Genomic DNA, 26,644 nt, shown 5'->3' with positions numbered 1-26,644 from the left:
CTCCGCGTCACGAAGCTGGGTCAAGAATTTTGTGTGGCCAACTTGAGTGCTTGCTGGATGCAGCGTTTAGCAAGTTCAACCTTGAAGCCGTTCTGGCTTTGCGGGCGCGCTGACTGGAGCGCGGCCTCGGCCGCCGCTTGGAATGCAGCGGGCTCAGGCGCGCGGCCGAGCAACGCGGCTTCGGCCTCGCGCGAGCGCCAGGGCTTAACGCCGACACCGCCAAGTGCGATCCTGACGTGGACGGTCCTGCCCGACGATACGGTCATGACGACCGCTGCCGACGCCAACGCAAATTCATACGATGCGCGATCGCGCAGTTTCAGATAGACGCTGTGACTGCCGGGAGCCGGCGCAGGGAGCGTCACATGGGTAATGAGCTCGCCGGGATCGAGCATGGTTTCGCGTTCGGGCGTGGCCCCGGGCAACAAGAAGAAGTCATCAATCGCGATGCTTCGCTTGCCCTTGCTGCTTTCGACATGAATCGTGGACTCGAGTGCAGTCATTGCGACACCCATGTCCGAGGGGTTCGTCGCGATGCAATGATCGCTGGCCCCAAGAATGGCGAGGTTTCGATTGAACCCACCGATCGCAGAACAACCTGTACCAGGCTCACGCTTGTTGCATGGCGTGGCAGTATCGCGAAAGTAGACGCAGCGTGTGCGCTGCAACAGGTTGCCGCCGGTCGTCGCCATGTTTCGCAACTGGGCTGACGCGCCGGAAAGCAATGCCTGGGACAGCACAGGATAGTGCGCCTTGATCAGGGGATGATTCGCGAGATCGGAATTGCGCACCGTCGCGCCAATTGTGACGCCGCCACCGTCGATGGCTTGGACCTGAGCGAGTGGCAGCCGATGGATATCGATGATCTGCGTCGGACGCTCGACGTCGAGCTTCATCAGGTCGAGCAGTGTTGTGCCGCCTGCCAGAAAGCGCATAGACGAGTCACTTTGCTGGCTGCCGTCGTTAGTCTGCGCGATGTCGAGTGCCTGTGCGACGCTGGAAGCGCGCTTGAGTTCAAAGAGTTCCATTCGTACGCTCCGCTTAAGCTTTCCGGCGAACTTGCTGGATCGCGGAGACAATGTTCGAATAGGCGCCGCACCTGCAGATATTTCCGCTCATGGCTTCCTTGACGTCCTCGTCGCTGTGACCGTAAGGCTCGTTGAGCAGCGCGACAGCCGACATGATCTGGCCGGCGGTGCAGTAGCCGCATTGAAAGCCATCGTGTTCGATGAAGGCGGCCTGAATCGGATGCAGATTTCCCGGCCGTCCAAGGCCTTCGATGGTCGTGATCGCCTCACCCTCATGGGTGGCGGCAAGGCTTAGGCAGGAATTCAGGCGCTTGCCGTCGACATGGACCGTGCAGGCGCCGCACTGGCCGTGGTCGCAGCCCTTCTTTGTGCCGGTAAGCCGCAGATGCTCGCGCACGCAATCGAGCAGTGTCGTGCGGGGATCGATATCCAGTTCGTAGTTGGTGCCGTTGACGTTCAATCGGACATGTACGTTCGTACTATCTGCACTCAGGTCGTTGGCTAGTGTTTCACCCGGGTCAGCAGCGCCGGAAGCTGCATGCGCGACAGAGGAAAGTTGTCCGGCGCCAATCGTGATGCCGGCGGCACCTATGCGACCCAGGAAAGACCGACGTGACACGCGTTGGAACACCGTCTCGGCATCAATTTGGCTCGTGCTTCGTTTCTGCGACTTTTCGTCCATGAATCGAATTCTCCATTGAATATATGGGTCGGCGGACGACGACGCAATGCGTCGGCGCGTGTTCGACCGAGCTCTTCTTTCTAACACCGGCCATATAAAACTGGACCGACGGCAAGATGAAACTCCTGCCATTTTTGAAGTCTGAGTGGGGGCTTGGCGGGACTAGGCCGGGCGCGAGCCCGGTGGACTGACTTCGTCCAGCTCGGTGACGGCCTGGGCGACCTGGCCGATGCCCTTGCTCTGTTCGCCGGCGGTGTTTCGTCGCACCCGGCTGAACGGTGAAATGGTATTCGACAGTTGTCGGCGAGCGGCGATGAAACGGATTTTCTAATTCGGCTCCGCAGCGAACCCTCGAAGATCTGTCACAACCAGCAGGCTGCTCGAAGCGCCGCCTTCGATCGCCGCATGTCGAGCGGTGAGCAGCCGTTCCATTCCCCGGCTGCTCCGATGCCGACTTCTGCATCAGGCGTCCATGACAACAAGCAGGTAGACTCGGGCCGGGCGCTAAATGTGCGCCCTTCCCTGCATCGCCCTTGTTTGCCAATTTTATCTTCCGGAGCATTAGCAGTGAAGGTCTACGATTTCAAAGGTTTCCCTAATCCCGCCCGCGTTCGTATCGCGATTGCCGAGAAAGGTCTCACCAACCGCGTCGAGTTCGTTCAGGTCGATCTGCCTGGCGGCGCACATAGAACCCCGGAGTTCCTTGCCAAAAATCCGTCAGGCGCGGTACCGGTGCTCGAGCTCGATGATGGCACGACGATCTCTGAATGCACGGCGATCACCGAGTACCTCGACCACCTGGATGGCGAGCCGACGCTCACTGGCCGTACCCGTAAGGAACGCGCGATCATTCACATGATGCAGCGTCGGGCCGAAGTCGAATTGATGGATGCTCTCGGGACTTACTTTCATCACGCCACACCGGGACTGGGTGAGAAGATCGAGCTCTACCAGAACCGCGAATGGGGTGAGCGAAGCCTCAAGCGCGGGATTGCCGGCATGCACTATCTGAATCAGGTCTTGAGCGGCCAACCGTATCTTGCCGGCGATGGTTTCTCCATGGTCGACATCACCGCCTTCGCCGGACTGAGCCTCGCAGATTTCCTCAAGATCGAGGTGCCCGACGAACTTACAAATCTCAAAGAGTGGCGCGCCCGCGTCGGAGCGCGGCCAAGCGTCGCGACTGCGTAAGCCCGCGTTGGAAACCATCAGGACGTCACCTGTCGCTGGGGCTTGAGCCCATTCACTGCCGCTATTGATGGTCAAGCGGCAGTTCACTTGAACGGCTCGTCGGTTGCCGGGCGAACAAGCTATATCGGCGGCTGACTCGTTAGTGGACCCGACGATCACTGCTGGCGAACGCGATAGCGGTCTGTTGCGCGTCCAGGCCCTTCATGAAGGCGGGCGACATGTCGATGCTGACCGACTGGATTTGCGCAGGCGTTCACCAGCTTATTTACCCCCACGCGCGTCAAGTGTTCGTTTCGCCGGCCCTGCGCCCGCACTGACCCGGTCATCCACCGATTCGAAATTTAAAAGAGGCATAAAACCTCAGTGCCTTTTGCGAGAGAATCATGACCAGCACGAACTACGGCCCGCACCGCTTCCCCACGATCGCATAGGGTATCCAGAAAGGGCTCAACAGTACTTGCCCCTGCGGGTTCAGCGTATCGACAACGAATACCGAAAGAAGATAACGAAAACGTCACCCATGGGTCAGTTTCAAGACACTTCCTTTGTCTACTCTAGGAGTCTCAGATTGCAAAACCGGAACAGATTCCATGAAGTTGACGAAACGCGTCTTCTCGATCGTTGTGCCCTCATGCATCGCGTTCGGGATGGCGGGCCATGCGCTCGCCGATCAGGATAATCAGGCACTGGTCCCCCCGTCCGAGGCGATTCAGCGCACGCCTGAAGAACTGCAGCAGCTTGTTGCTCCCATCGCGCTGTATCCGGATCCACTGGTCGCGGAAATTCTCGCGGCAGCCACACATACGGCGGAAGTCGTCGCAGCCGACCGCTGGATGCAATCGAATTCCCAATTGACGGGGGAGGCACTGGCCGCTCAAGTCGATCAGCAGTTCTGGGATCCCAGCGTCAAGGCGCTGACAGGATTTCCCGCCGTGCTCGCAGACATGGACCAGAATGTGGTCTGGACATCATCGCTTGGCGACGCGTATCTGAGCCAATTACAGCAATTGATGGCGGCCATCCAGACGATGCGGCAGCGGGCCAACACCGCAGGTAACCTGGAAATCAACCAGCAGGAAACGGTAGCGAACGATGGTGGATTGATCAGCATCATGCCAGCCGATCCCGCAGTTGTGTACGTGCCCGAATACGATCCGTCGCTCGTGTATGGTGCGCCGGTGGCGCTCTGGCCTGGCTGGTATCCCGATCCGGACCTATACCTTGATGGACCGGGGATCGTGTTCGGCGTTGGATTCGATTTGGGATACTTCGGCGGTTACGGATGGGGCTGGCGACACTGGAGGCCCGACTGGCATCATCAGGCGGTATGGTTCCATGGCGGCCAGTATGCGTGGCACAACCGCAGTATCATTGACGCCGATCACTTCGCTCACAGCAACGAAGGTTTCAATCCTGCCCATGGCGCTTACGGCATGCGCGGCATGTACGGCGCGGCGCACACGCATCTGCCTGCGATGTCGTCGCGAGAATTCGTCGGATCGCATACGGTCCCGGGCGTCGGATCTGGCCGGTTCAGGGGAATCGGCGCCGAGGGCTTCGGTCGCGCAGAGTTCGGTAGCGGGCGTCCGGGCTTCGGCGCGCTGGGACACGCGGGGATAGGACACATGAGCGCAGGCGCCCATGGCGGAAGCGGACGCGGTTAGGAGCAGTGCGGGCGCCGCGCAATAGCAGTCACCGCGCCCGTTCCTGCCGGTCGTGGAAAGGCGTCTTCAGGAAGAAGTCGCGCCACATCCGGACTATGCTCTGCTGACCACGGTGCCCGGCATTGGCCAAACGCTTGCCACCGTCATCCTGCTGGAAACCGGGACCATCGACCGTATCGCCAGCGCCGGTATTGCTCCTTCGCAGCTCAGTGATGCAAGGTCAAGCTGTTCAACGAACGCCTCCATGATTCTGAACGGCTTGTGCTCGGCAACGAAGTCATTGAGCCAATCTGGAAGCAGTGTCACCCGCTTGCGATCCTCGGCTTCTGTGAATCGCTTCATCGGGTCACCGTGCTGGATGCGTTGATCCAGCCCGCGGAACTCGGTTATTTCGCCGGGGCGCTGACTTCGTCAAGCAACTTCAGGTCTTCCGGAGAAAGTTGCAGACGCGTCGCCGCCATCATACTTTCCAGTTGTTCCACCGAGGTAGTGCTCGCAATCGGCGCCGTCACGCTCGGCCGTGCGATGATCCAGGCGAGTGCCACGGTCGAGGGCGTGGTGTCGTTACGTTTGGCCACGTCAACGAGCGTATCGACGATTCGTAGTCCACGGGAGTTCAGGTACTTGTTCAAGAATGGACTACGTGCGCGCTTGTCGATATCCGCCTTCGAACGGTATTTTCCGCTCAGGAAGCCGCTCGCCAGGCTGAAGTACGTGACTACCGCCAGGTTATGCGTCTGTGCGACCGGTTCGAGATCCGTCTCGTAACCTTCCCGATCGTACAGGTTGTACTCAGGCTGAAGCACCTGATAAGCCGGCAAGCCCGATTCCTTCGATATTTTCAACGCTGCCTCAAGCCGCGCGCCGGTGAAGTTCGACGCGCCGATCACGCGCACCTTGCCCGCCTTGATCAGCTTCTGATACGCGCCGATCGTCTCTTCCATCGGCGTCGTTTCGTCGTCGAAGTGAGAAAAATAGATGTCGATGTAATCGGTCTGAAGGCGGCGCAGCGAATCGTCGACGGCTGCCTCGATATTCGCCGCCGACAGCCCCAGCCGCGTCTTCAACCTGCTGACCTTGGTCGCAAGCACGATCTTGTCGCGCTTGCCGCTTTCCTTGAACCACTTGCCGATGATCGTTTCGGACTCGCCGCCCTGATGGCCCTCGGCCCACTGCGAGTAGGCGTCGGCCGTATCGACGAAGTTCAAGCCGTGGTCGACGAACGCGTCAAGGATGGAGAATGACGTCCGCTCATCAGCCGTCCAGCCGAAGACGTTGCCGCCGAAGACGAGGGGTGCGACTTGAAGATTCGAGGTTCCGATGGTGTGTAGGTGCATGGCTTTCTTCGCTTACGGTGTTGAGTTCGAAACGAACGGAATGGGATGTCGTGCTGGCGGATCATATCAAGCGTCTCGAATAGAGACCGCGTGAACATGAGTTCCCAGTGCAGCGAGATTGCTTTCAACTTGAGCGGCATCGCGTCGAGCGTTTTTGGATCGTCGATGACGCCAAGCTTGCCTTGCGGCGCGAGCACGTCGACGATCTGGGGATAGCGCGCCTCGGTATGCGTGAGGCTCGCGACAAAGCGCACCTGCTCAACGCCGATCCGGCGCAGCTCTTCTTGCAGCGGGCGTGCATGATCGATGCATCGTGCGCTCCCAGATTGCGAACCCATTCTTGCGTCTGCGGTCGTGATGCCGTGCCGATCACGCGCAGCTTTGTCAGTTGCCGCGCGAGCTGGGTGAGGATCGAGCCAACGCCACCGGCCGCGCCGATGATCAGAAGCGCATCGCCGTCGCCCCCGTCCTCGGCAACGCAGAGGCGATCGAAGAGCAGTTCCCAGGCTGTCAGTGAAGTCAGCGGCAATGCGGCCGCGCGCGCGTCGTCGAGCGTGGTGGGTTGATGACCCGCGATGCGCTCGTCGACGACGCAATACTCGGCATAGGCGCCGGCGTAAAACACCTTACCGCCGACCTTGAACAGCGTGACGGCCGCGCCGACGGCTTCTACCGTCCCGGCGGCATCCCATCCAAGCAGGCGCGGCGTGTCACCGAGCATTCCCGCACGAACCTTGGTGTCGACGGGGTTCACTGCGATGGCGCGAATTTTCACGAGCAGATCGCGCGGACCCGGCTCGGGATTCGGCAATTCCGTTTCGTACATTGCACGCGGATCTTCGATCGGCAACCCGTGCCGGTCATAAACAATGGCTTTCATTCGGCGTTACTCGCATGGTGTTCGACAGCGAGCCGCTTTGGCGGCTTGGACGTTGTGTCAATGATGCACTGCACACGCATTTCGGAAAACGGGGAGAATCGGGTAAAACTTTCACTACAGGAATGAATATGGTCCGGTTCGACGACCTGGCGCGGTTCATGCGCACCGCCGCACGCGGCAGCTTCCCGAAGGCTGCCCGCGAAGCGGGCCTGCTGCCGGCCCAAGTCAGCGCGGCAATTCAGCGACTCGAGCGCGAGCTCGACGTTCGTTTGTTCGCGCGCTCAACGCGCAGCCTGCGGCTTACTGCCCAAGGAGAGGACTATTTACCGTACGCGAAGCAGGGCCCGCGACATTGCAGGAGGGGCGCCAGTGCCTGCACGGCGCGGCGGATGCGCTGCAGGGGCCGTTGCAGATCGCCGCGGCCTCGGATCTCGGCCGCAATGTTCTGCTGCCCTGGTGTCCCGGATAAATTCATATAGTTCACGCGCGACAGCGGTACACGTCTTGTTCTGATGAAGACCGCGTGCGCGAAGCCGGCGAAATCTGTGGCAGAGACGAACCTGCGCTCTCCAGGCGATGTCGATTAGGTGTCGAGGTTGTCCTTCAAGCCGAGGCTGTAGTGATTCACCGATGCTCGCCGGCAACCGATAATTCCAGGCAGCCTAGATCAGTATCCTGCGCACTTGCGTGCTGCCCGTCTTCGTCAGGCCGCCGCGTTGCTTTGAGTTCCCGTTGGAGTGCTCCGACGGCACAAGCTGTTCTACCTGGCGCTGAACAACATCAGCAAGAAGTGGTCGATGCCGAACCGGGACTAGAAAGCAGCCTGAGGCGTGCGGCTCGAAGGTCGGTGATCGACCTAACCCGCCGCGGGCGGCACGTCGTTGTCGATGCCGCAACGAATGTGCCGATCCGAACGTTGATTAAATCCGCACCATGAATGACGTTCCAGATAACGACCGGACCAGATCAACATCATTACAATTTCTTCATTATCCAGATTCACAAAGTTCACTCACAGTTCAGAACGCCTGCCGCATAGTTCCGCATAAGCAATCAGTTGTTGCTTGACCAGAAAAATACAACTGTTTCAGGTCGGCCTGAACCCTATGATCCGTGTCCATGGAGGATACGCCCGCCAGACATGTGAGACCGCAGGAAACCAACCAGGCATCGGATTATTTCCGATCTGGCATTTCGATTTACCGCCTCATTCAATACTTGATCTGGTAACACGTACCTGACACACCGCATGACGCAACTCGAATCAACCTGCATTAACCCGTTTAATCATATAAGGCAATTACCATGACTGATCTGTCTAGACGCAAAGTTCTGGTCGGCGCCGCTGCTTCCGCTGCGGCCCTTGGCGTGGCGGCCACGGCCAAAGCCGCCTCGTTCGGCAACCCCGACCGGCCGCCCGAAGGCCAGATAAACGGGAAGAGCCCGACCAGTCTGAGCGATCCGGGCCCGCAGAACCCTGCGATCGCGAACCAGTTCCCGTCATTCCAGAATCCGCCAGCAACCGACATCAACGGCATGCCGCTCTTCTGGGCCTCGTTCAACAATGCACACAAGCGTTATCAGAACGGCGGCTGGGCGCGTGAAGTGACGCAGGATGACTTCGCGATTTCGGAGGACATTTCGGGCGTGAACATGCGTCTCTCGGCCAACGGCATCCGCGAGATGCACTGGCACCAGCAGGCTGAGTGGGCCATCATGGTGGACGGAAAATGCCGGATCACGATCCTGGACGAACAAGGCCGTCCGCAGGTAGCCGACGTCAAAACCGGCGACCTCTGGTATTTCCCCCCGGGCCTGCCGCACTCGTTGCAAGGCCTGGGTCCGAGTGGCGCTGAATTTGTCCTCGCGTTCGACAACGGCCACGCATCCGAATTCAACACGCTCCTGGTAACGGACTGGATTGCACACACGCCGCCCGAAGTGCTCGCCCGTAACTTCAACGTGCCGGCCGACATATTCAAGAATATCCCTCTCGACAATCTGTGGATCTTCCAGGGCAACGACCCCGGCTCGCTGGGCGCCGCGCAACGCGCAGTGGCGAGTCCTCTGGGCGCGCCGATGCATCCGTTCATTTTCTCGCTCGGCGATTTGCCGCCGCTCAAACAAACCAAAGGCGGGACGGTGCAGATTGCCGACAGCCGTAACTTCAAGGCATCGGTCAACATCGCCGCTGCGCTGGTCACGGTCAAGCCGGGCGGTATCCGCGAGTTGCACTGGCATCCGAACGCGGACGAGTGGCAGTACTACATCAAGGGTCAAGGCCGGATGACGGTATTCGACACGGGCCCGAAGGCGGCGACCGCCGACTTCCGTGCAGGCGACATCGGCTACGTGAAGAAGAGCCTCGGACATTACGTGGAGAATACCGGCGACACCGACCTGGTCATGGTTGAAGTCTTCAAGACTGACCACTTCGCGGAAGTTTCGCTGTCCGACTGGATGACGCACACGCCGCCGCAGATGATCATGGACACGCTGAACATCAGTCGTGAAGACCTCGCGCGCTTCCCGAACAATCGTCCTGACATCCTGCCGATCTGATCGGCAGGATGTCAAAACGCGGCGCATCCGCGCTGTGCTCGCCAACCGCCTGCCTCATTTTGAATAGTCTCCAGCAAACATGACGTCATCACTTTTCAAGTTGATTCAACCCGACGTCAGGCCGAGTGGCAGCGCGACGCTGCAGACCGAGCTTGCGGTGCGCGCGTCCCTCGACGGACGCCGCAAAGGCCTGCGGGCATTGCTACCGTTCGTCGGGCCGGCGGTGATCGCGTCGGTCGGCTATATGGACCCGGGCAACTTTGCCGCCAACCTGCAAGCCGGCTCGACGTACGGCTATCAGTTGCTTTGGGTGGTGTTGATTGCAAACCTCGTGGCAATGCTGTTCCAGGCGATGTCCGCGAAACTCGGCATCGTCACAGGCCGTAATCTTGCGCAGCTGTGCCGTGAGGAGTTTTCGCCGTCCGTCGTAATCGCCATGTGGATCGCATCGGAACTGGCTGCCAGTGCCACGGATATCGCCGAATTCCTCGGCGGGGCATTAGGCATCTCGTTGCTGTTTCACGTCTCGCTCGTGGTCGGGATGGGCGTTACCGGCGTTGTGACCTTCGCCATCCTGTCGCTCGACAAACGCGGCTTTCGTCCGCTTGAACTGGTGATTGCCGGGCTCGTCGCGGTGATCGGTCTTAGCTATCTGTACGAACTCGTGATCGCGCCGCCGGACTGGCATGCGGCACTCTTGGGCACCGTCGTCCCGCATCTGCATGGTGCGTCGTCCGTGACGCTCGCGGTGGGGATCATCGGCGCGACGATCATGCCACACACACTTTATCTGCACTCCGGATTAACGCAGACTCGCACGCTTGCGCGTAACGACGGCGAACGTCGGCGGCTACTGCGCTTCTCAAACAAGGAAGTCGTCATTGCGCTCGGCTTCGCGGCCTGCGTGAATCTTGCGATGGTGATCATGTCGGCGTCCGTGTTCGGCAAATCCGGCTCGGGCGTGGCAGACGTGAGCGTCGCCTATCACACGCTGATTCCCCTGCTGGGTGTGGGCGCCGCGACCGTGTTTCTGGTCTCGCTGCTGGCGTCCGGCATTTCGAGTTCAGCGGTGGGGACGATGGCCGGTCAAGTGATCATGCAGGGCTTCGTCGGCTTCAGAATTCCGATCTGGGTACGGCGCCTGATTACTGCAGTGCCGGCCTTCGTCGTCGGTCTGAACGGCAATGTGATGGACGCGATGATCGGCAGTCAGGTGGTGTTGAGCCTCATCTTGCCACTGCCGCTCGTTGCGCTCGTCGTGGTGTCGTCGCGCCGTAGTGTGATGGGCGATTTTGTCGCCGGCAAAAAGACCGTATTCGCCGCACTCGCCGCGACGGTCCTGATCGTCCTGCTCAATGTTGTGCTGGTCTGGCAGATGGTGTCTTAAGGGCGGATGTTCGGGGCGCTAAACAATGGCGTCGACGCGCCCTGCTCGGCTGACACGGGTACAGGCGGGCCGCCATAACCGGGTGAAAGCCTGTTCAGGGTCAACGTCACCGCACCGCTCGGCTGCACGGGACAGTAAGCCGACTCGCGCTTATCACCGGAATTTGAAGGACGCCTGGCGGCGTCCTTCAAGTCGTGTGGAATGGCTACCAGTTACAGCTCCAAATCAGCATTTAGAACCGGTGACGCAAGCCGATCGCCGTGACAAACTGCTTGTTGGTCGAAGACTGCGTCATGCCGTAGACACCCGCGTTAAATATAGCGTTGCCATTGCCGCCGCCGACGAGCTGATAGACCGCTTGCGCGTACACGTCGGTGCGAGCCGAAAACTGGTAATCGGCCTGAACCACAAAATTATTCCAATGCGGGTCGGCCGCCGGTCCGGTTGATCCGCCCGAAAACGCACCCATGGTGTACGTGTAGGACGCACCGAGGCTAAAATCGGGCCGCACGAAATAGCGGCCGTTGACCTCGAAGTTGTCGAATTTCATCGACTGGCCCGAGATGGTGTTGGTGGCGCCGAAAAGCGAGTTGATCTTGTAGGTAACGGAATGCGTGTACACGACGCCGACGGAAGACTTCTCGCCGAACTTGTACTGAGCACTGGCGCCCCAGATTCGTTGGTCGCCGCCCCCCGCCAACTGGTCGCCGTCGTTTATGCTCGATGCGCCTGCCGCGTTCGGCAATGCCGCGTCACGGTTGAGTTGAAGATACGCGGCCCCAATATTGATAGGACCGTTGGAATAGCTGGCGCCCAGACTGTATGCGTTGTTGTCCCCGCCTGCGCCCGCCATGTTGGAGAATGCATACATCGCGCCGGCCTTGAAGCCGCCGTACGAGACGCTGCTGAACTTGACCGAATTGTTCAGACGCAAGTCGTTGTTCAAATTGTCATTGTCGTACGGGTGTGCGGCAAGATTGCCGCCGAAACCCGGTCCCGTCCCGCTATTCGGTGCGACATAGTCGACGATGAAATCGTATTGACGGCCCAGCGTAAGCGCCCCGTACTCGTTGGAACTGAGACCAACCCACGCTTGGCGGCCAAAAAGGTCCGTTTGCGCGGCTGTTGAATTTTTGAGCGCGCCATTGTTCAACGTGAAGCCATTCTCCAGGTCGAACACGGCGTGCAGACCGCCGCCGAGATCCTCATTGCCACGCAAGCCCCAGCGCGAGGTACTTAGGCTTCCAGAGGCCAGCATAAATTGGCTGGCACCCTGGCCGGTGCTAGTTTTCACATTGTTCGCATAGACCATGCTCGTGTCGATTGTGCCGTAAAGCGTCACGCTGCTTTGCGCATGTGCTACCCCTGTCAAAAGCATGGTTAACGCAATCGCCAGATCCTTCAACTTCATTTCAAATTCCCCGATAACGTAAGTCGTTCCCGAACAGGCGATTCCTGATCGCCAATGCAACAGCGTGCGGAGTATAAGTTTTCGCCGGTGCGCCGCGATTCGAAGTAGTGAAAGAGACGGTTTCAGAAAGCTAAGCAATGTGTCACAAATATCCAGCAATCGATTGAAGAACAGTGGCGGACGCACGTGGGCACACGAGGCGCAGAAGGTACGGCGGCGCATCGCACCCTTTCCTGTCGCGTGTCCGCCACGTTTGCAGATCGATCTCCGACTACAAAAGGATAAATACGCCTGAAAACAGAAAACGATTAGTAAGTTATTGGTAGATCGAGCGTCTCACGGTTTATCCGTTCATTCGGCTTTATCGAATGCGCGTAGGGCGCGGTGAACGCGCGTAGTGACCGCCGTCAGCCTCGACGAACAGCAGCAGGTTGGTGCAGTCACGGCTCGAACGCGTAGCGTGCGGCCGACGGCAGTGCACTGGTTGTTCCGATATGCAGGCCTCACACTCACACGGCCGACTTCGAAAGTACTGTCGTGGGCCACGACTGCCCACGCAATCGTCGCCATCTTGTTCGCTAATGCGACTGCCGCTACTTTCGCAGCGCGCCGCTCCTGCAACTGACCACCGCCGCCGGCGCTCCGGTATGCGTACCCGTTATTTCAAGTGGAAGACTGCGCCCGGACATTCAGGGGGCCGCTGCGTCGCGTGACGCCGGATTCGCGTCTGACGGAATGCAACGGCACCCGGAAACGCTACTAAATAAACCTTAATCTGAGTGGCGATGTTTGCTTATGCCGCGCCCCCGATCATCGGCTCTGTTATACACCTCGTCGGTTCCCGCAGGACCAGGGCGCCGACGCAATGCTCATCCGAGACAGACACCTTTACATGAACGCCATTGTCCTGGTTGCCTTGCGCCGCCCCCTCACCTTCGTGGTGATGAGCATCCTCATTATCCTGTTCGGCGCGATGGCCATATTGAAGATGCCGACGGACATCTTTCCCGCCATCCGCATCCCGGTGATCGCGGTCGTGTGGAACTACAACGGACTGTCCCCGCAGGATATGTCCGGCCGCGTGGTCTACTACTACGAGCGCGCGTTAACCGCGACGGTGGCCAACATCGAGCACATCGAGAGCCAGTCCCTGTACGGTGCCGGCATCGTGAAGATCTACTTTCAACCGGGCACGGACATCGCCGCAGCCCAGGCCCAGGTTGCATCCATCTCGCAGACCGTGCTGAAGCAAATGCCGGCCGGCATCACGCCGCCTCAAGTGCTGGTGTACAACGCGTCCTCCGTCCCGGTGCTGGACCTTCAGGTTTCTGCGCCAAACCTGACGGCCGCGCAGGTGTACGACATGGCGTCCAACCTGGTCCGCCCGCAACTGGTGGCCGTGCCGGGTGTCTCGATTCCCAGTCCGTATGGCGGCGCTTCATTGAACGTCGAGATCGATCTCGACCAGACGAAGCTGCTGGCGCACGGCCTCTCGGCCGCAGATGTAGCGGCGGCGCTCAGGTCGCAGAACGTGGTGCTTCCGGCCGGCGACCAGAAGATCGGCGGGCTCGACTTCATGGTTGAAACGAATTCGACGCCTCTTCATGTGCCGGCGTTCAACAACATGCCGATCAAGACGGTAAACGGCGCGACAGTCTATCTGCGCGACGTCGCTTATGTGCATCGCGGGGCGCCACCGCAGACGAACGCGGTCCTGGTGAAAGGCAAGCAGTCGGTGCTGATCCAGATTTTCAAGAGCGGCAACGCTTCCACGCTCGCCGTGGTGGCAGGCATCAAGCAGGCGCTGCCCGGAATTATCCGGACGCTGCCACCGGGCGTGAAGATCACGCCGCTCAACGATGCCTCCGGATTCGTGCGCGATTCGGTGGAGGAGGTGGTTCAGGAGATGATCACTGCAGCGATCTTGACAGGGCTGACCGTGCTGCTCTTTCTCGGCAGTTGGCGTTCGACGTTGATCGTTGCGACATCGATCCCGCTGGCAATCCTGTCTTCGCTTCTGGTACTGCACTACACCGGGCAGACGATCAATGTCATGACGCTTGGCGGATTGGCGCTCGCGGTCGGGATTCTCGTCGACGACGCGACCGTCATGATCGAAAACATCGATTCCCACCTCGAAACGGGCGCCCATCTCGAAGAGGGAATCATTGCGGCGGCAAACCAGATCGTTGTGCCGACGCTCGTCGCGACGCTGTGCATCTGTATTGTCTGGCTGCCGTTGTTCCAGTTGGGCGGGATTTCAGGGTATCTGTTCCGTCCGCTCGCCGAAGCCATCATCTTTGCGATGCTCGCTTCGTTCATCCTCTCGCGCACGCTGGTGCCGACGATGGCCGCATGGCTGCTACGCGGCCAGGTGAAAGCGCACGGGCGTGGGCACGAAGGCAATCCTGGCTTTTTCACTCGGTTTCAGCGAGGCTTCGAGCAGGGTTTCTTGCTGTTTCGCGATCGATACCGGGACGTGCTGACCTACGCCGTGGTTCATCGCAAGCGCTTCGTCGCAGGCTTCGTTGTCTTCGCGGTCGCGTCGATGAGTCTGCTCGCTTTCCTCGGCCGTGACTTTTTCCCAAGCATCAAGTCGGGCGAAATCGATTTGCACATGCGCGCACCGATCGGTACGCGGCTTGAAGATGCATCGAAGATCGCGGTGCTCGTCAATGGCGAAATCCGCAAGACTCTGCCGGGCCAGGTCACCAATCTGGTCGATAACTGCGGCCTGCCCTCCAGCAGCCTCAACCTGGCCTATACCTCTGACGGCACGATCGGTCCGCAGGACTGCGACATTACGATCAGTCTGAAGAACGGACAATCGCCTGTGGACGACTACCGGTTCAAGCTGCGCCGCGAACTGCCAAAGCTGTTTCCCGGCACGGTGTTTAGCTTCCTGCCCAGCGACATCACGGCCAAGATCCTGAACTTCGGCCTGCCCGCGCCAATCGATGTGCAAATCTCGGGCCGCCGACAAGCGCAGAACATGGCCTTCGCGCAGGCGCTGGCTGCACGCATCCGTAAGATTCCGGGCAGCGCCGACGTCCACATTCAACAGGCGTTCAACGAACCGACGCTCAGGATTGCCGCGGACCGCTCGCTTGCCTCCGGTATGAACCTGACCGAAGCCAACATCGCGAATAACGCGCTTGCGACGCTGTCCGGCAGCGGGCAGACGGCGCCGACGTACTGGCTCGACACGACGAACGGCGTTTCGCACCTCGTCAACATGCAGACGCCGCAAGACCAGCTCGCGTCGATGAACGACCTCGAGACGATTCCGATCAATCAAGGCAACGGCAATCCAGGTGGAGATCCGTCGCAGTTGCTGGGCGCACTCGGCACCATAACGCAAACGGGCACGCCTCTGCTGGTGTCTCACTACAGCATCCTGCCCTCGGTCGATATCTACGTCAGCAACCAGGGGCGCGACCTCGGAGCTGTCTACGATCAAGTAGAACAGGTCGTGAAGGAGATGAATTCGCAGGTGCCGCAAGGCGCGACCGTGCATCTGCGCGGCCAGGCTACGACGATGAACAGCGCGTACTTGCAACTTCTGGGGGGACTGGCGCTTTCCGTGCTGCTGGTTTACCTGGTAATCGTCGTCAATTTCCAGTCATGGCTCGACCCTTTCATCATCATTACGGCATTGCCAGGGGCGCTCGCCGGGATTGTCTGGAGCCTCTTCCTCACGCATACGAACGGTTCAGTGCCTGCGCTCACGGGCGCAATCATGTGCATGGGCACGGCGACGGCCAACTCGATCCTTGTCGTGTCGTATGCCCGTGAGCGCCTCGCGGAACACGGTGATGCGATCGCCGCGGCCATCGAAGCCGGATACGCCCGCATTCGCCCGGTTTTGATGACCGCCCTCGCGATGATCATCGGGATGCTCCCGATGTCCATGAGCAATACTCAAAACGCACCGCTCGGACGCGCGGTCATTGGTGGACTCCTCGTCGCGACGTTCGCAACTTTGCTCTTTGTTCCCTGTGTATTCGCGATGATGCATCGCAACGACAAAAAAGCCACGGAGTCCCATCTATGAACGTAAATCGCGAAGTTGCGGCCCCGAGCCGAATCCGACCTAAATGGGCCGCCGCAATCGCCGCGCTTGTTCTTGCCGGCCTCGTTGTCCACGGCATCGTCGAACGCCACGACAATGTCAGCGATCTTAAATCGGTCGCCGATGAGGAGTCCGTACCGCAGGTTCAGGTTATGTCGCCTATGTCAGGGCCTGCCACGCAAACGGTCACGCTGCCCGGCAATATCAAGGCCTGGTACACCGCCCCTATCTATGCGCAGGTTTCCGGCTACGTGCATAAGTGGTACGTGGATTACGGCGCGTTCGTCAAGGCCGGTACGTTACTCGCCACGATTGACGCGCCTACCGTCGACGAGCAGTACCAGACGGCGGTCGCGAATCTCGACGTGGCGAAAACCAACGGCACGCTTGCCGATGTGACGGCGCAGCGCTGGAAGGCACTGGCGGGCACGGAAGCCGTCGCGCAGGAGGAGGTCGACGTTAAAATCGCGGATGCCGCGGCGAAAAAGGCTCAAGTGCTGGCGGCCCAGCATGACCTTGCGCGCTACCACGCGCTGGAGGGGTTCAAGAATATCGTGGCGCCTTTCGACGGTGTCGTCACCTCGCGCGACACGGACGTAGGCAACTATGTGAACGCCGCGGGCGGTGACGTCAGTTCCCGCGGGACGGCGGATGAGCTGTTCTCAGTAGCGGATATACACAAGATGCGGCTCTTCGTTTCCGTGCCGCAGGATTATGCGGACATGCTGAAGCCGGACCTCGAGGCGACCTTCACCCTGCCTCAGTATCCGGGCCGCCAGTTCAAGGCGACGCTCCTGACGACCGCGAACGCGTTCAACCCGCAGACGCGAACCGTCATCACGGAATTGGTGGCTCAAAACCCGGACCATCTGATCTGGCCAGGCACCTATGCGACGGTTCGGTTTGTCGTGCCCACCGACCAGAGCGTGCTCGTCGTGCCCGAACAGGCGCTGCTGTTCCGCGACCAGGGCATGCAGCTGGCGGTCATCGGTCCGGATGACAGGGTGCACCTGCAAAACGTCAAGCTAGGGCTGAATCTTGGCCAGAACGTTCAAGTGCTCTCCGGCCTGAAACCCACCGACCGCTTCATCGCCAATCCTTCTGCGGGCACCCTCGAAGGCGAGAAAGTGCAAATCGTAAGCGGCGTCCCGGGCGTCGCGCCGGAAGCGGAGGTCCGAACCGCAGCATCGGAGCCGGCGCATTCAAGCGGGAATCAGCAAGGCAACGTCGCAGCTGCCACGAGCGAGCCGAAATGATGCGTTACTTCAATCCTCGTTGCCGTCTTGCCTTCGCCACGATTCTCATGCTGCTGGATCTGCTTGCCGGATGCAGCCTTGCGCCGCCCTATACGCCGCCGCAGATGGCGCTGCCCGCCAGTTACAAAGGAACGGGGCCCTTCGCGCTCGCGAATCCGCAAGCGCAGCTCGCGCAGGGTGATTGGTGGAACATGTTCGGCGACGAACAACTCAATCACCTGGAAGCGAGCCTGAATGCCGCCAATCCCAATCTTCAGGCGGCGGAGGAAACCTACACCCAGGCGCGGGATATCGTGGGCGAGGCCCGCTCGCAATCGTTTCCGCAGTTGAGTGCCCAAGCGTATGGATCGAAGAACCGACAATCCGAGCACCGACTGTTCCGCGCCGCCGGAGCCGGGCCGAGTGAGGAAGGTTCGCTCGGCTACGGGGCGGCCCTGTCGTGGGAGCCAGATTTCTGGGGCGAGATTCGGAATCGGACCAACTATGCGAAGGCCAATGCCCAGGCCACTGCCGCGATGGTTGCATCAGCACGGTTGAGCCTCGAAATCGAACTGGCCAATGACTATATGGCGCTGCGGGGGCTCGACTCGGAGCATGCGGTCTATAGGAAAACGCTCGCCTATTACAGCGAAGCGCTCAAGATCACGAAGCTGCGCTTTGCGGGGAAGATTGCGGCAGGTCTCGACGTCGAGCGGGCTCAGAACCAGCTGTCCTCGGCACAGGCGGCCGATACCGATATCCAGGCCCAGCGCGGTGTGCTTGAACATGCGATCGCCGTGCTCGCAGGCGAAAACCCGTCGACCTTCAGCCTGCCCGCCGAAGGACTGGCATCCCTGGCGATTCCCAGGATTCCGGTGGGCATCCCCTCCGCCCTGCTGCAACGGCGCCCCGATATCGCACAGTCCGAGCGACAGATGGCGGCCGAAAATGCGGCGATCGGCGTGGCGCGCGCGGCGTTCTATCCGAACATTCAGTTGAGCGCCAATGCGGGATTCCAGGATGACGCGTTCGGTGGGCTCGCTTCCCTGCCCAACAGCCTCTGGTCGATCGGCGCATCGGCCGCGCTGCCGCTGTTCGAGGGCGGCCTGCGCAGAGCGGAGGAACAGCAGAGCAAGTCGGCGTTCACGCAGGCCGCAGACAATTACCGCGCGACTGTGCTGCAGGCGTTTCGCGAGGTCGAGGACCAGCTCTTGCTGACGAACAGTCTTGTCTCGGAGAACACCCAGCAGCAGGATGCGCTCAGGGCTGCGCTCAAGGTGCAGGACCTCGCGCTGCGCCTCTATACCAACGGTCTGGACAACTACCTCAGTGTGACGGTTGCGCAGGTCGCCGCGCTGAGCGCGGAGCTGGCAACGGTTCAGGTGCAGACCCGCCAACTACAGGCAGCTGCAGGGCTGATTGGCGCGGTGGGCGGCGGCTGGAGCACGGCGGATCTGCCGACCTCGAAGCAGACGATCCCCTTCAATCCGGTTGCGTTTCACCACGCGCCAGGTGACGTTCGCGAACCGAATTGAGGATGCGGCGCGCTCAAGCCATGAAGATCAGGTTTCTTGATTATCTATACACACTACGCAGCAACTGGAAACAATCTATCGACCGCGCTTTAATCACCCGTAAAGGACTCGACATGACTGATCTGTCTAGACGTAAGCTTCTGGTAGGCGCTGCTGCATCAGCGGCCGACCTCGGCGTGGCCGCCACTGTCAATGCAGCTTCGCCCGGCAACCAGGACCGGCCGCCCGAAGGCCGGATCAACGCGAAGTGCCCTGCCAGCCTGAGCGACCCGGGCCCGCAAAGCCGGACGCTCGCGTGCCAGTTCGCATCGTTTCAGAATCCGCCTGCCACCCACGTCAATGGCATGCCACTCTGCTGGACCTCCTTCGGCAACGCGCACAGGCGCTATCAGAACGGCGGATGGGCGGGTGAAGCGACGCGGGACGACTTTGCGATTGCGGAAGACATCTCGGGCGTCAGCATAGGTCTCGCGGCCAACGGCGTGCCTGAAATGCAATGGCACCAGCAGGCCAGGTGGGCGATCATGGTAGACGGAAAGGCCCTGTCACGTTCGCGGAGTGATACGTAAGATTGCACGATGGAGAACACAAGATCGCTCTATCACTGCGGTTCGAGCGCGGCATCGTCGTCAGTTGCGAGACGATCCGCCGCTGGTACGACAAATCCGTCCGATTTCTGAGCCAGTGGTGCGTTCTATTGGCTATTGCCTCATCAACACGTCAACGTGACCATGCCGTCCGCTCGTCACCGGCTGAATCGACGGTGCAAGGATGGGCCTCGCCCTGTATCGAACCCAAGTGAAACGGATGAACGTTTTTCTTAGACTGCGTCGCGCGGGTTCGGTGAAACAAGTTTCATCATTTTCCAATCCCTCTTCCAGTTATCGCGAGCGCCCAACGCGCATACTTCCGCCAGTTAGCCAGTCGCAGGAGTCGATATGTCTCATCCAATGCAAGTGGAACTTGTCAACGAATACGGCGATCAAGCGCTGCGCGTAACGATCGGCCGCAGCGCCGCGCTGCTCGATGTACCCAACCTCGACGCGTTGATCGAACACCTTGCGCTGTTGCGCGCCCGGATGCGCCCCGAGGTGTCAAAGGAAGTCTCGCACCGGCATCGCTACGTGGTCGAAGTCGATCCGTGCTGGTACACCGAAAAGCATCCGCTGTTTGAAGGCGCGGTCTTGTTCTTCCGACATACGGGCTTCAACTGGACCGGCTTTGCCGTGCCGAGGGAAAGTCTCATCAGACTGATCGATGCGTTGACGATGCACGTGGAAGCATCGCTGGAAACGAACGGCATGCCGAACTGAGCGACGCGTCTACTGTCGGGCCGCTCAACTCAACCGCATGCGCCGGCGCGTCAAGTTCGGGGAACGCAACGTGAGGCTGCAACCGACCGGGTTTTGCCTGCTCGACTTCATCATGAGCCACGCGGGCCATGTACTGACGCGCACGACGATTTTCGAGGGCGTATCGGGCGGCGGCTTCGAGCCGGGCACGAATCTGATCGACGTGCACCTCAGCCGCCTGCGCAGAAACTCGAAGCGGCCGGCGAGCCGCCGCTGATTCGCACAACTCGCGGCTGTGGCCATGTGCTCGGATAGGCGCGGCGGCACATGCTGCGGCATCGGCTGCGCTTGCCTGTCGATCCTCGACTACGGCCCCTTGCCCGACGCTGAAGATCGTCCGCCTCGCGTACCCTTGCACGGCCATAATGCTGGCCGCACTAGCCTGCTACTCGAGCAACTTCATCCACCTGCAACTGCTGAGCATGCCGGGCGTCGCGATTCCGGCGCCCCACGGCGGCAAGCTCCGCGCAGAGCAGATCGACCTCGATCCGCTCAGGCTGCAGCAGAAGCACCTGTCGCCACAGGAAGTGGCGACCGCGCTGGCGCAACAACACCCGATCATTCCGGGCAGCATCGAAAACGCTCGCGCGCACAGCGCCGGATGAAAAAAAATTCACAGTCGTGCGGCCGAACCGCTATGGGCCCCTGCTTACACTGGACTCTGACCGTTGCAAAGCGCTGACATTGGCGCGCGCTGGCCAACCTCTTCTGCCTCTAAAGGAATGCCAAATGAAACTTCCGCTGATCTCCCTCGCCGTTGCCTGCGCCGCGTTCTGCGGTTCCGCCTTCGCACAGACCGCCGCGCCCTCGAACGCCCCAGCCGGCACCGTGTCCGCGCCCGCCAACCCGCCCTCCCCCGCAGCGCAAGCCGGCCAATGGTCGGCGCCGTATGGCCAGCCGGTGGCCGGCAAGACGCGTGCAGAGGTCTATCAGGAGCTGATTCAGGCAGAGAAAGACGGCCAGGAGCAGTACCTGAACACTGAGCTGTACTCGCATGGCTAAACCCATCCGGGTCACGACGAGACGACGCACACGAGGAGAACGCTCGGTCGAAAGCGCGACGTATCGCGCAGCTCGGCTGCAACTTGTGCTGGTCGCGGCCGGTGCGACGGTGTCAGGCTGCGCTGCCGACGCAACGCTTATTCCGGGAAATACAGGAAAGTGAACGGCCCCAAAAGGTGCCGACCGCACGCGACCTTACCGACGCGGTGACCACCTCGCGACCTTACTCGTGCCCCGTCTCGCCCACCGTTCAGTTTACGTTCCGTGTCTAAACATTTCTTCACAAACATCGCGGGTGAAGGTTAGACGGTAGGCCCGATGATGCAAAGCATCGACGACCTGGAGCCTTTTAAATGGATCAGATTCAGGGAATGCGCGTGTTCATGCGCGTGGTTGATCTGAACAGCTTCGCGCTCGCCGCGCGTCAGTTGGGTATGTCCGCCGCTGCAGTGACCCGCAATATCAACATGCTCGAAGCGCATTTGAACTTGCGTCTGATCAATCGTTCGACGCGTGGCCTCTCATTGACGGAAGCGGGCGCCGAGTATCTCGAGGGATGCCGGAGGATCATTGACACGTTCGACGAAGTCGAGTCGCGTCTCATCAAAACGACGCGCTCCCCGCACGGAACGTTGAGGATAGGCACTTCCGCGACGTTCGCGGCATCGCAACTTTGCGGGCTGCTCGCCGCCTATCACCAGACGCAGCCGCTCGTCGACTTCGACGTATCCCCTTTCGACTCGCACATCGATATGATCGAAGGCGGATTCGATGTCGGGTTCACGGATACGCGCCGTCAACCCAACTCGTCGATGGTGAGCCGGGAACTCGTCCAGTTCGAGGACATGCTCGTGGCGTCGCGCACCTATCTGGTACGGCGCGGCGCACCCGCCCAACCCGCCGAGCTTGGCTCACACAGCCTGCTCATCGCTTCCGACGGCGCCGCCCGCACATGGGAATTGACGGACGGCACAGAAATCTACCGTGTCCAGGCGCTGCGCAATGCACTGCGCACACCCAGTCATGCGGTGGCGCGTGCAGCCGCCCTCAACCATCTGGGCATCGCCTTGTTGCCGATGCCACTCATTCGCCATGATCTCGAACGAGGCGCGCTAGTGCGCGTTCTCGAACAGTATCCTCTCAACGACGGCCCGCGTACCGTGTCGATCGTCTACTCCGGCCGCACTCAATTGACTGCAAAAGTGCGCACCTTCATCGAGTTCTCGGTCGGTTTCTTTCGCGCCAGGAAATCCTCCGTCCCACTACGCGAAGTGGCCTGAGCCAGGTTGCGCAATGGAGTTCGGGCAACGGGGAGAACACCCTGTTGCCCGTCACGCATCAGTGATGTGCGTAGACTGTCTTGTTCAGATTGGCGAACTGGCCATCCTGCTGCGCCTGAATCAGCTCCTGCTCGACCTGTGCGCGGGTCGTTCCCTGCCGGTTGTCATCCGGCGAAATCCACGGTATTGCCTCGCTCGCACCCGACTGCAGTGTCATGCCTGTATTGGCAGGCAATGATGGTTGCTCAGGCATGGACGGTTGCGACTGCGCGAGCGCAGTACCGGACGACATGACGATCGTCGACACGGTGATCAAGAACAATAGTTGTCTTTTCATCAAGCCCTCTCCAGACGATGGACCGCATTGCGAATCGGTGGCGGCGAGTACGTCTCGCCTGATCCAACGATACGGGCAGTGGGTTAACGCCGCGGCCATCCGAACATGAAAAAAAAGTCATCGGGCTGTCCACCGGTTTCCGTCCGCACGCACGACGTCGCCTAAAAAAACCTTCATCTCGCTAAGGCCGTTCCGCGAGTCCCACCCCTTTACCCTGCATAGCGACCGTCTCGTGTTCCACACGGTCTGCGCCGAACCGCACCGCCATCGCCGCGTGTTCCTTCCCGTTCTTTCTGGAGATGACCATCATGAATGGCACATTCAAGACCCTCCTCTGTACCGCGCTGCTTGTCCTCACAACTTCTGCATTCGCCGCCGGTAAACTGACGCCTCAACAGTGTCAAGACTATCCTTTCACGCCGCTCAAAGAATCCGTGACACACGCGCAATTGATAAACGAGCTGAGCGAATTGGAATCCGTCGGCTATCAGCCGTCGAACGGTGACGATGCCGATTATCCGGCTCCCATCGAAAGAGCCGAGCACAGGCTGCATCTCAAGTACGAAGCCGACTGCGTAAGCGCCGTCCAGCCCAGGATGTCGACACAAGCCGATGTCACGCAATAGCGGATCTCTCGACGCGGGTCGGGCCGGCAGGAAACTGCAATGCGTGCCCGCGACAGATGCCGACGAATTACCGCCGCATTGGCCTCTATGCAGCAAACGCTTGCGCTGGCCTTGTCCCGCGATCGCGACGGCGTGGTGAACCATCCCGATGCTTGACCGCGCAGACGACGGAACTGGACACTGAAATCCATACGTCCGCGCTCCACACGCGCCTACATCGCGCTCGACATGACCGACACATGAATATCTCTTCATGCTGGTATCACCAAAACGCTAGTCCCACCTGTCTATCCTGATTTCTGTCCGATGCAATAAAGCTGCACCGGCCACCCATCCGCTTAATATGGAAAACGACTATGCATAAACTCACTTTGACTGCGGCCGCATTGAGTCTGATCCTCTGCGCTCCGGCATTTGCACAGAACACCCCCAGCAATCTCAGTACCGGGGGCGCCCCTAGCACGCCTGCGCCACAGGTCGCGCAGGCTGCAGTGCCTGCTCAGGTGGGACAGTGGGTGCCGCCGTATGATGAAGCAGTTCAACCCAAGACGCGTGCCCAGGTCTATCAGGAACTCGTTCGGGCCGAGAAGGACGGACAACTCGCCTACCTGAATTCAACTGTCTACGCCGGCGGCTGAGCGCCGCTGCACGGAGCCTTCATGAACGCGATGATCAAGTCTCGCCAGCCTCGCGCGCTATACCGGCATGCAGCGCGCCTCGCACTCGTCGTCACCGTGCTGCTGTCGGGCTGCGCGGCGCAAAACACACAGGACGCCGGCGGTTGCGTCGGACCTGCGAGCTTTTGCAACATCTACTTCGGGTCGTGAGCCGTTGAAGACTGAATGCCCCCTTGCGTTGGGCATTCAGCTATCCGGCAATGAAACACCGCGAGCCGCCCCTGCAGCATAAGCGGCCCAACGGCAGCCGGACAGGCTAGCGCGAGCCAGACATCCGATAACCGAAGCGGTTCACCGTTTCGATCTGAACATGGGGGAATCTTTGCGCCAGCTTCCTGCGCAGACGCGAAACCACCAAATTGACGCTTGCAGGATCGACATCTTCCTTTTCTGACCATGCATACCGGACCAACTGATCGCGCGGCACTGGCATGTTCGGCTGGCGCAGCAGACATTCGAGAAGTTGGAATTCACGCTTCGTCAGCGGAAGACGGACATTCGCGTCGACGAGTTCCCGCGTTGCCGCGTCGAGCGTCAAAAGTGCGGGCGCCGTGACGCTTTCGTTCGCCGCTTTCAATGAAGATCGATACAACGCCAGCATGCGCTCGTGGATTTCGATAAACGACCACGGGTACGACAGACAGGCGTCGGCACCGGCACGCAGCACCTTGATCCGATCCTGCGTGGCGATTGAGCGCACCATCGCCACGACGATGGCATTGTTCGGCAGACTCGCGAACAGCGGTACGGCAGCGAGCATCGCGGCCTGAGCGGCTGCATCGGCAGCCAGCACGACGACGGCGTCAAAGGGCTCATGAGACGCGACGAAGAGCGCGTCGCGCGTGTCTTCGGCACGTTGCAGACTATGTGCACTTTCCTGAAATGCCTTGTGTAACCAACCGGCTTCGGGAATGGCCGGTGACACCAATAGGATGCGCATGCGATCAGCTCGAATCGATGGGTTCAACTACGAATAAGGACACGGCGGGCTACACGAGTGTATGCGGCCAGCACTCGACCGTCACACGGGTGCCCGGTGTGGCGTCTTCAATGGTCAGCCTGAAGTCGTGGACCCTCATGACGGCGCATACGACACTCAGACCCAGTCCCGATCCCGCAAGATGCCGCGTTTGCTCAGCCCGGTAGAACCGCTGCATGACGGCCCCGCGTTCGGCACTCGGAATGCCGGGCCCGTTGTCTGTCACGACCGCCTGGGGACCGCGGGGAGTTTGCCTCAGTTCGATTGTGACTGCCCCACTATCGGGCGTGAATTTCACCGCATTATCGACAAGATTGCTCAACGCTTCGAAGAGCAACGCCCGGTCGCCGTGAATGCGCTTGACGGGTTCTGTCTGCACCGTCAATGCAATCGAGCGCGTCTCGGCAAGCGGCTCATACAGTTCACAGATGTCGCGCACCAGATCCTCCAGTTGCATCTGTGCAAATCCCCCGCGACGTTGCAACGCGCCGATCTCCGAAATGCGCAACATGGCGCGAAAGCGCTCGAGCAATTGATCCGTTTCCGTGCGCGCGCGCGACAGTAGCTCGAGAAGCGCGGAGTCCCCACGCGGCCGCGCGCGCTCGTCGATGTGGGCAAGCAGCGTGCGCACGTGAGCAAGTGGCGTGCGCAGGTCGTGCGCAATGCCGTCGCACGCGTCTTTTACTTCCGTCATCAGCCGTTCGACCTCATCGAGCATGTGATTGACAAGATGCGCGAGCATGTCGAGCTCATCCCGCCCGCCCACGGGCAACCGTTGATGCAGATCGCCTTGCGCGATCTGCTGCGTGACCCGCCGGACGTCTCGCACGCGGCGCGCTTGCCGCGAGCTCAAAGCAAGGCCACCCGTGATCCCGGCGATCAGGCAGAATACGCCGGCAATGACCAGCGTCTTCACGATGTCGTCGCGAATCCCTATGATATGGGTGAGGTCGCGCGCCACGACCAGAATGTCGCCGTTGGTGGTGCGATTCGCCATCGCGCGCACCACGGGTGCACTCAACCCCTCGCCGACGGCCAGCGTTTGACCCAGCGTGACGGGACGGCGGTCGGTCGGCACTTCACGTGGCAGGCGCACCACGTCGCCCGCAACATGCTTACCCTGCGCCGTAAACAATCCATAGTAGTCCGCATGCATGCGCTCGCGCTCGATACGGCGCTGAACGGCTACGGCGACTTCGTCATGCGGGAGCGAATCGAAATATGCGAGTTGCCACTTCATCACGATATCGTTCTGGCGCTCCATTTCTCCCGTCACTACAAAAGACAGCACGGCGAGCAGCGTCATGACCGTGATTGCGAACATCAGCCCGTAGGCCGACAGCAGCCGAAAGCTCGCCGTATGCCAGCGGCGCCCCAGGCTTGAGCGAGGTAAAATAGTCATCTGGT

At 60.3% G+C, this 26,644-nt stretch carries 23 protein-coding genes and 3 pseudogenes; 18 read left to right on the top strand and 8 right to left on the bottom strand.

What is annotated here, in order from left to right; genetic code table 11:
- Nucleotides 1-20 precede the first annotated feature (20 nt).
- Together PQR02_RS06300 and PQR02_RS06295 are read right to left on the bottom strand one after the other, a co-directional pair.
- Nucleotides 21-1,028 (bottom strand): FAD binding domain-containing protein, encoded by a 1,008-nt coding sequence (locus PQR02_RS06300; RefSeq protein WP_408227071.1) that lies wholly within the window; start codon nucleotides 1,026-1,028, stop codon nucleotides 21-23.
- A gap of 13 nt (nucleotides 1,029-1,041) precedes the next feature.
- Entirely contained in the window at nucleotides 1,042-1,710 is a 669-nt protein-coding gene (locus PQR02_RS06295) for a (2Fe-2S)-binding protein (RefSeq protein WP_408227068.1), read from the bottom strand.
- Nucleotides 1,711-2,277: 567 nt separating this feature from the next.
- Here PQR02_RS06295 and PQR02_RS06290 point away from each other — a divergent pair.
- The 3 genes and pseudogenes from PQR02_RS06290 to PQR02_RS41015 form a co-directional block, all read left to right on the top strand.
- Nucleotides 2,278-2,901 (top strand): glutathione S-transferase family protein, encoded by a 624-nt coding sequence (locus PQR02_RS06290; protein ID WP_408227065.1) that lies wholly within the window; start codon nucleotides 2,278-2,280, stop codon nucleotides 2,899-2,901.
- Between the two features lie 596 nt (nucleotides 2,902-3,497).
- Complete coding sequence (locus tag PQR02_RS06285) at nucleotides 3,498-4,565, top strand: DUF3300 domain-containing protein (protein ID WP_408227062.1); 1,068 nt, start codon at nucleotides 3,498-3,500, stop codon at nucleotides 4,563-4,565.
- A 49-nt stretch (nucleotides 4,566-4,614) separates the two neighbouring features.
- Nucleotides 4,615-4,755 (top strand): annotated as a pseudogene (locus PQR02_RS41015) (transposase); the annotation flags it as partial.
- Between the two features lie 196 nt (nucleotides 4,756-4,951).
- Here the strand turns inward: PQR02_RS41015 and PQR02_RS06275 are convergent.
- Together PQR02_RS06275 and PQR02_RS06270 are read right to left on the bottom strand one after the other, a co-directional pair.
- The gene (locus tag PQR02_RS06275; protein WP_408227056.1) at nucleotides 4,952-5,902 is read right to left on the bottom strand and encodes an aldo/keto reductase; all 951 of its coding nucleotides are present in this window, start codon (nucleotides 5,900-5,902) and stop codon (nucleotides 4,952-4,954) included.
- A 44-nt stretch (nucleotides 5,903-5,946) separates the two neighbouring features.
- Nucleotides 5,947-6,782: pseudogene (locus PQR02_RS06270) on the bottom strand (zinc-binding alcohol dehydrogenase family protein); the annotation flags it as partial.
- A gap of 128 nt (nucleotides 6,783-6,910) precedes the next feature.
- On the opposite strand from PQR02_RS06270, the pseudogene PQR02_RS06265 reads away from it, so the two are divergent.
- From PQR02_RS06265 to PQR02_RS06255, 3 genes and pseudogenes are all read left to right on the top strand, one after another.
- Nucleotides 6,911-7,239: pseudogene (locus PQR02_RS06265) on the top strand (LysR family transcriptional regulator); the annotation flags it as partial.
- Between the two features lie 848 nt (nucleotides 7,240-8,087).
- The gene (locus PQR02_RS06260) at nucleotides 8,088-9,344 is read left to right on the top strand and encodes an oxalate decarboxylase family bicupin (protein ID WP_408227054.1); all 1,257 of its coding nucleotides are present in this window, start codon (nucleotides 8,088-8,090) and stop codon (nucleotides 9,342-9,344) included.
- Nucleotides 9,345-9,423: 79 nt separating this feature from the next.
- On the top strand, nucleotides 9,424-10,731 hold the full coding sequence (locus PQR02_RS06255) for an Nramp family divalent metal transporter (protein ID WP_408227051.1): 1,308 nt from the start codon (nucleotides 9,424-9,426) through the stop codon (nucleotides 10,729-10,731).
- A 232-nt stretch (nucleotides 10,732-10,963) separates the two neighbouring features.
- Here the strand turns inward: PQR02_RS06255 and PQR02_RS06250 are convergent, their stop codons facing one another.
- Nucleotides 10,964-12,142, bottom strand: a complete 1,179-nt coding sequence (locus PQR02_RS06250; RefSeq protein WP_408227048.1) for a porin — start codon at nucleotides 12,140-12,142, stop codon at nucleotides 10,964-10,966.
- Between the two features lie 892 nt (nucleotides 12,143-13,034).
- Between PQR02_RS06250 and PQR02_RS06240 the strand changes: the two genes are divergently transcribed.
- The 9 genes from PQR02_RS06240 (at nucleotide 13,035) to PQR02_RS06200 (ending at nucleotide 22,618) form a co-directional block, all read left to right on the top strand.
- Entirely contained in the window at nucleotides 13,035-16,196 is a 3,162-nt protein-coding gene (locus PQR02_RS06240; RefSeq protein ID WP_408227045.1) for an efflux RND transporter permease subunit, read from the top strand.
- The gene (locus PQR02_RS06235; RefSeq protein ID WP_408227042.1) at nucleotides 16,193-17,470 is read left to right on the top strand and encodes an efflux RND transporter periplasmic adaptor subunit; all 1,278 of its coding nucleotides are present in this window, start codon (nucleotides 16,193-16,195) and stop codon (nucleotides 17,468-17,470) included. Before PQR02_RS06240 ends, PQR02_RS06235 begins: the two co-directional genes overlap by 4 nt.
- Nucleotides 17,467-18,984 (top strand): efflux transporter outer membrane subunit, encoded by a 1,518-nt coding sequence (locus tag PQR02_RS06230; RefSeq protein ID WP_408227039.1) that lies wholly within the window; start codon nucleotides 17,467-17,469, stop codon nucleotides 18,982-18,984. Before PQR02_RS06235 ends, PQR02_RS06230 begins: the two co-directional genes overlap by 4 nt.
- Nucleotides 18,985-19,004: 20 nt before the next feature.
- On the top strand, nucleotides 19,005-19,553 hold the full coding sequence (locus PQR02_RS06225; RefSeq protein ID WP_408227036.1) for a cupin domain-containing protein: 549 nt from the start codon (nucleotides 19,005-19,007) through the stop codon (nucleotides 19,551-19,553).
- Between the two features lie 369 nt (nucleotides 19,554-19,922).
- Nucleotides 19,923-20,297, top strand: a complete 375-nt coding sequence (locus PQR02_RS06220; RefSeq protein WP_408227033.1) for a hypothetical protein — start codon at nucleotides 19,923-19,925, stop codon at nucleotides 20,295-20,297.
- Nucleotides 20,298-20,367: 70 nt separating this feature from the next.
- On the top strand, nucleotides 20,368-20,553 hold the full coding sequence (locus PQR02_RS06215; RefSeq protein WP_408227030.1) for a winged helix-turn-helix domain-containing protein: 186 nt from the start codon (nucleotides 20,368-20,370) through the stop codon (nucleotides 20,551-20,553).
- A 148-nt stretch (nucleotides 20,554-20,701) separates the two neighbouring features.
- On the top strand, nucleotides 20,702-20,941 hold the full coding sequence (locus tag PQR02_RS06210; RefSeq protein WP_408227027.1) for a hypothetical protein: 240 nt from the start codon (nucleotides 20,702-20,704) through the stop codon (nucleotides 20,939-20,941).
- A gap of 124 nt (nucleotides 20,942-21,065) precedes the next feature.
- Nucleotides 21,066-21,338 carry a DUF4148 domain-containing protein gene (locus tag PQR02_RS06205; RefSeq protein WP_408227024.1) on the top strand — a complete coding sequence of 91 codons (273 nt, stop codon included), beginning with the start codon at nucleotides 21,066-21,068 and terminating at the stop codon, nucleotides 21,336-21,338.
- A gap of 353 nt (nucleotides 21,339-21,691) precedes the next feature.
- Entirely contained in the window at nucleotides 21,692-22,618 is a 927-nt protein-coding gene (locus PQR02_RS06200; protein ID WP_408227021.1) for a LysR family transcriptional regulator, read from the top strand.
- Nucleotides 22,619-22,676: 58 nt separating this feature from the next.
- Here PQR02_RS06200 and PQR02_RS06195 read toward each other — a convergent pair whose 3' ends face one another.
- Nucleotides 22,677-22,955: a DUF4148 domain-containing protein gene (locus PQR02_RS06195; protein WP_408227018.1), complete on the bottom strand. Its 279-nt coding sequence runs from the start codon at nucleotides 22,953-22,955 to the stop codon at nucleotides 22,677-22,679.
- 308 nt (nucleotides 22,956-23,263) lie between these two features.
- Here PQR02_RS06195 and PQR02_RS06190 point away from each other — a divergent pair, with 308 nt between their 5' ends.
- From PQR02_RS06190 to PQR02_RS06180, 3 genes are all read left to right on the top strand, one after another.
- A complete protein-coding gene (locus PQR02_RS06190; RefSeq protein WP_408227015.1) occupies nucleotides 23,264-23,581 on the top strand; it encodes a DUF4148 domain-containing protein in 318 nt (105 codons plus the stop codon).
- A 356-nt stretch (nucleotides 23,582-23,937) separates the two neighbouring features.
- Nucleotides 23,938-24,219: a DUF4148 domain-containing protein gene (locus PQR02_RS06185; RefSeq protein ID WP_408227012.1), complete on the top strand. Its 282-nt coding sequence runs from the start codon at nucleotides 23,938-23,940 to the stop codon at nucleotides 24,217-24,219.
- Nucleotides 24,220-24,240: 21 nt separating this feature from the next.
- Nucleotides 24,241-24,408, top strand: coding sequence for a hypothetical protein (locus PQR02_RS06180; RefSeq protein ID WP_408227009.1), 168 nt, complete (start codon nucleotides 24,241-24,243; stop codon nucleotides 24,406-24,408).
- Nucleotides 24,409-24,514: 106 nt separating this feature from the next.
- On the opposite strand, the gene PQR02_RS06175 is transcribed toward PQR02_RS06180, so the two are convergent.
- Together PQR02_RS06175 and PQR02_RS06170 are read right to left on the bottom strand one after the other, a co-directional pair.
- Nucleotides 24,515-25,198 (bottom strand): winged helix-turn-helix domain-containing protein, encoded by a 684-nt coding sequence (locus PQR02_RS06175; protein ID WP_408227458.1) that lies wholly within the window; start codon nucleotides 25,196-25,198, stop codon nucleotides 24,515-24,517.
- A 49-nt stretch (nucleotides 25,199-25,247) separates the two neighbouring features.
- On the bottom strand, nucleotides 25,248-26,639 hold the full coding sequence (locus PQR02_RS06170; protein ID WP_408227006.1) for a sensor histidine kinase: 1,392 nt from the start codon (nucleotides 26,637-26,639) through the stop codon (nucleotides 25,248-25,250).
- Nucleotides 26,640-26,644: the final 5 nt, after the last annotated feature.

Source organism: Paraburkholderia sediminicola (assembly GCF_046026895.1).
GTDB lineage: Bacteria > Pseudomonadota > Gammaproteobacteria > Burkholderiales > Burkholderiaceae > Paraburkholderia > Paraburkholderia sediminicola_C.
The sequence above is the reverse complement of the archived record's forward strand: the minus strand, read 5'-3'. Positions and strand labels throughout refer to the sequence as shown.

Bases quoted from the DNA above. Each gene is read 5' to 3' on its own strand.
- PQR02_RS06300 (WP_408227071.1), bottom strand. From the start codon at position 1,028: ATGGAACTCTTTGAACTCAAGCGCGCTTCCAGCGTCGCACAGGCACTC.
- PQR02_RS06295 (WP_408227068.1), bottom strand. From the start codon at position 1,710: ATGGACGAAAAGTCGCAGAAACGAAGCACGAGCCAAATTGATGCCGAG.
- PQR02_RS06275 (WP_408227056.1), bottom strand. From the start codon at position 5,902: ATGCACCTACACACCATCGGAACCTCGAATCTTCAAGTCGCACCCCTC.
- PQR02_RS06260 (WP_408227054.1), top strand. From the start codon at position 8,088: ATGACTGATCTGTCTAGACGCAAAGTTCTGGTCGGCGCCGCTGCTTCC.
- PQR02_RS06255 (WP_408227051.1), top strand. From the start codon at position 9,424: ATGACGTCATCACTTTTCAAGTTGATTCAACCCGACGTCAGGCCGAGT.
- PQR02_RS06250 (WP_408227048.1), bottom strand. From the start codon at position 12,142: ATGAAGTTGAAGGATCTGGCGATTGCGTTAACCATGCTTTTGACAGGG.
- PQR02_RS06240 (WP_408227045.1), top strand. From the start codon at position 13,035: ATGAACGCCATTGTCCTGGTTGCCTTGCGCCGCCCCCTCACCTTCGTG.
- PQR02_RS06235 (WP_408227042.1), top strand. From the start codon at position 16,193: ATGAACGTAAATCGCGAAGTTGCGGCCCCGAGCCGAATCCGACCTAAA.
- PQR02_RS06230 (WP_408227039.1), top strand. From the start codon at position 17,467: ATGATGCGTTACTTCAATCCTCGTTGCCGTCTTGCCTTCGCCACGATT.
- PQR02_RS06225 (WP_408227036.1), top strand. From the start codon at position 19,005: ATGAAGATCAGGTTTCTTGATTATCTATACACACTACGCAGCAACTGG.
- PQR02_RS06220 (WP_408227033.1), top strand. From the start codon at position 19,923: ATGTCTCATCCAATGCAAGTGGAACTTGTCAACGAATACGGCGATCAA.
- PQR02_RS06210 (WP_408227027.1), top strand. From the start codon at position 20,702: ATGCTGGCCGCACTAGCCTGCTACTCGAGCAACTTCATCCACCTGCAA.
- PQR02_RS06205 (WP_408227024.1), top strand. From the start codon at position 21,066: ATGAAACTTCCGCTGATCTCCCTCGCCGTTGCCTGCGCCGCGTTCTGC.
- PQR02_RS06200 (WP_408227021.1), top strand. From the start codon at position 21,692: ATGGATCAGATTCAGGGAATGCGCGTGTTCATGCGCGTGGTTGATCTG.
- PQR02_RS06195 (WP_408227018.1), bottom strand. From the start codon at position 22,955: ATGAAAAGACAACTATTGTTCTTGATCACCGTGTCGACGATCGTCATG.
- PQR02_RS06190 (WP_408227015.1), top strand. From the start codon at position 23,264: ATGAATGGCACATTCAAGACCCTCCTCTGTACCGCGCTGCTTGTCCTC.
- PQR02_RS06185 (WP_408227012.1), top strand. From the start codon at position 23,938: ATGCATAAACTCACTTTGACTGCGGCCGCATTGAGTCTGATCCTCTGC.
- PQR02_RS06180 (WP_408227009.1), top strand. From the start codon at position 24,241: ATGAACGCGATGATCAAGTCTCGCCAGCCTCGCGCGCTATACCGGCAT.
- PQR02_RS06175 (WP_408227458.1), bottom strand. From the start codon at position 25,198: ATGCGCATCCTATTGGTGTCACCGGCCATTCCCGAAGCCGGTTGGTTA.
- PQR02_RS06170 (WP_408227006.1), bottom strand. From the start codon at position 26,639: ATGACTATTTTACCTCGCTCAAGCCTGGGGCGCCGCTGGCATACGGCG.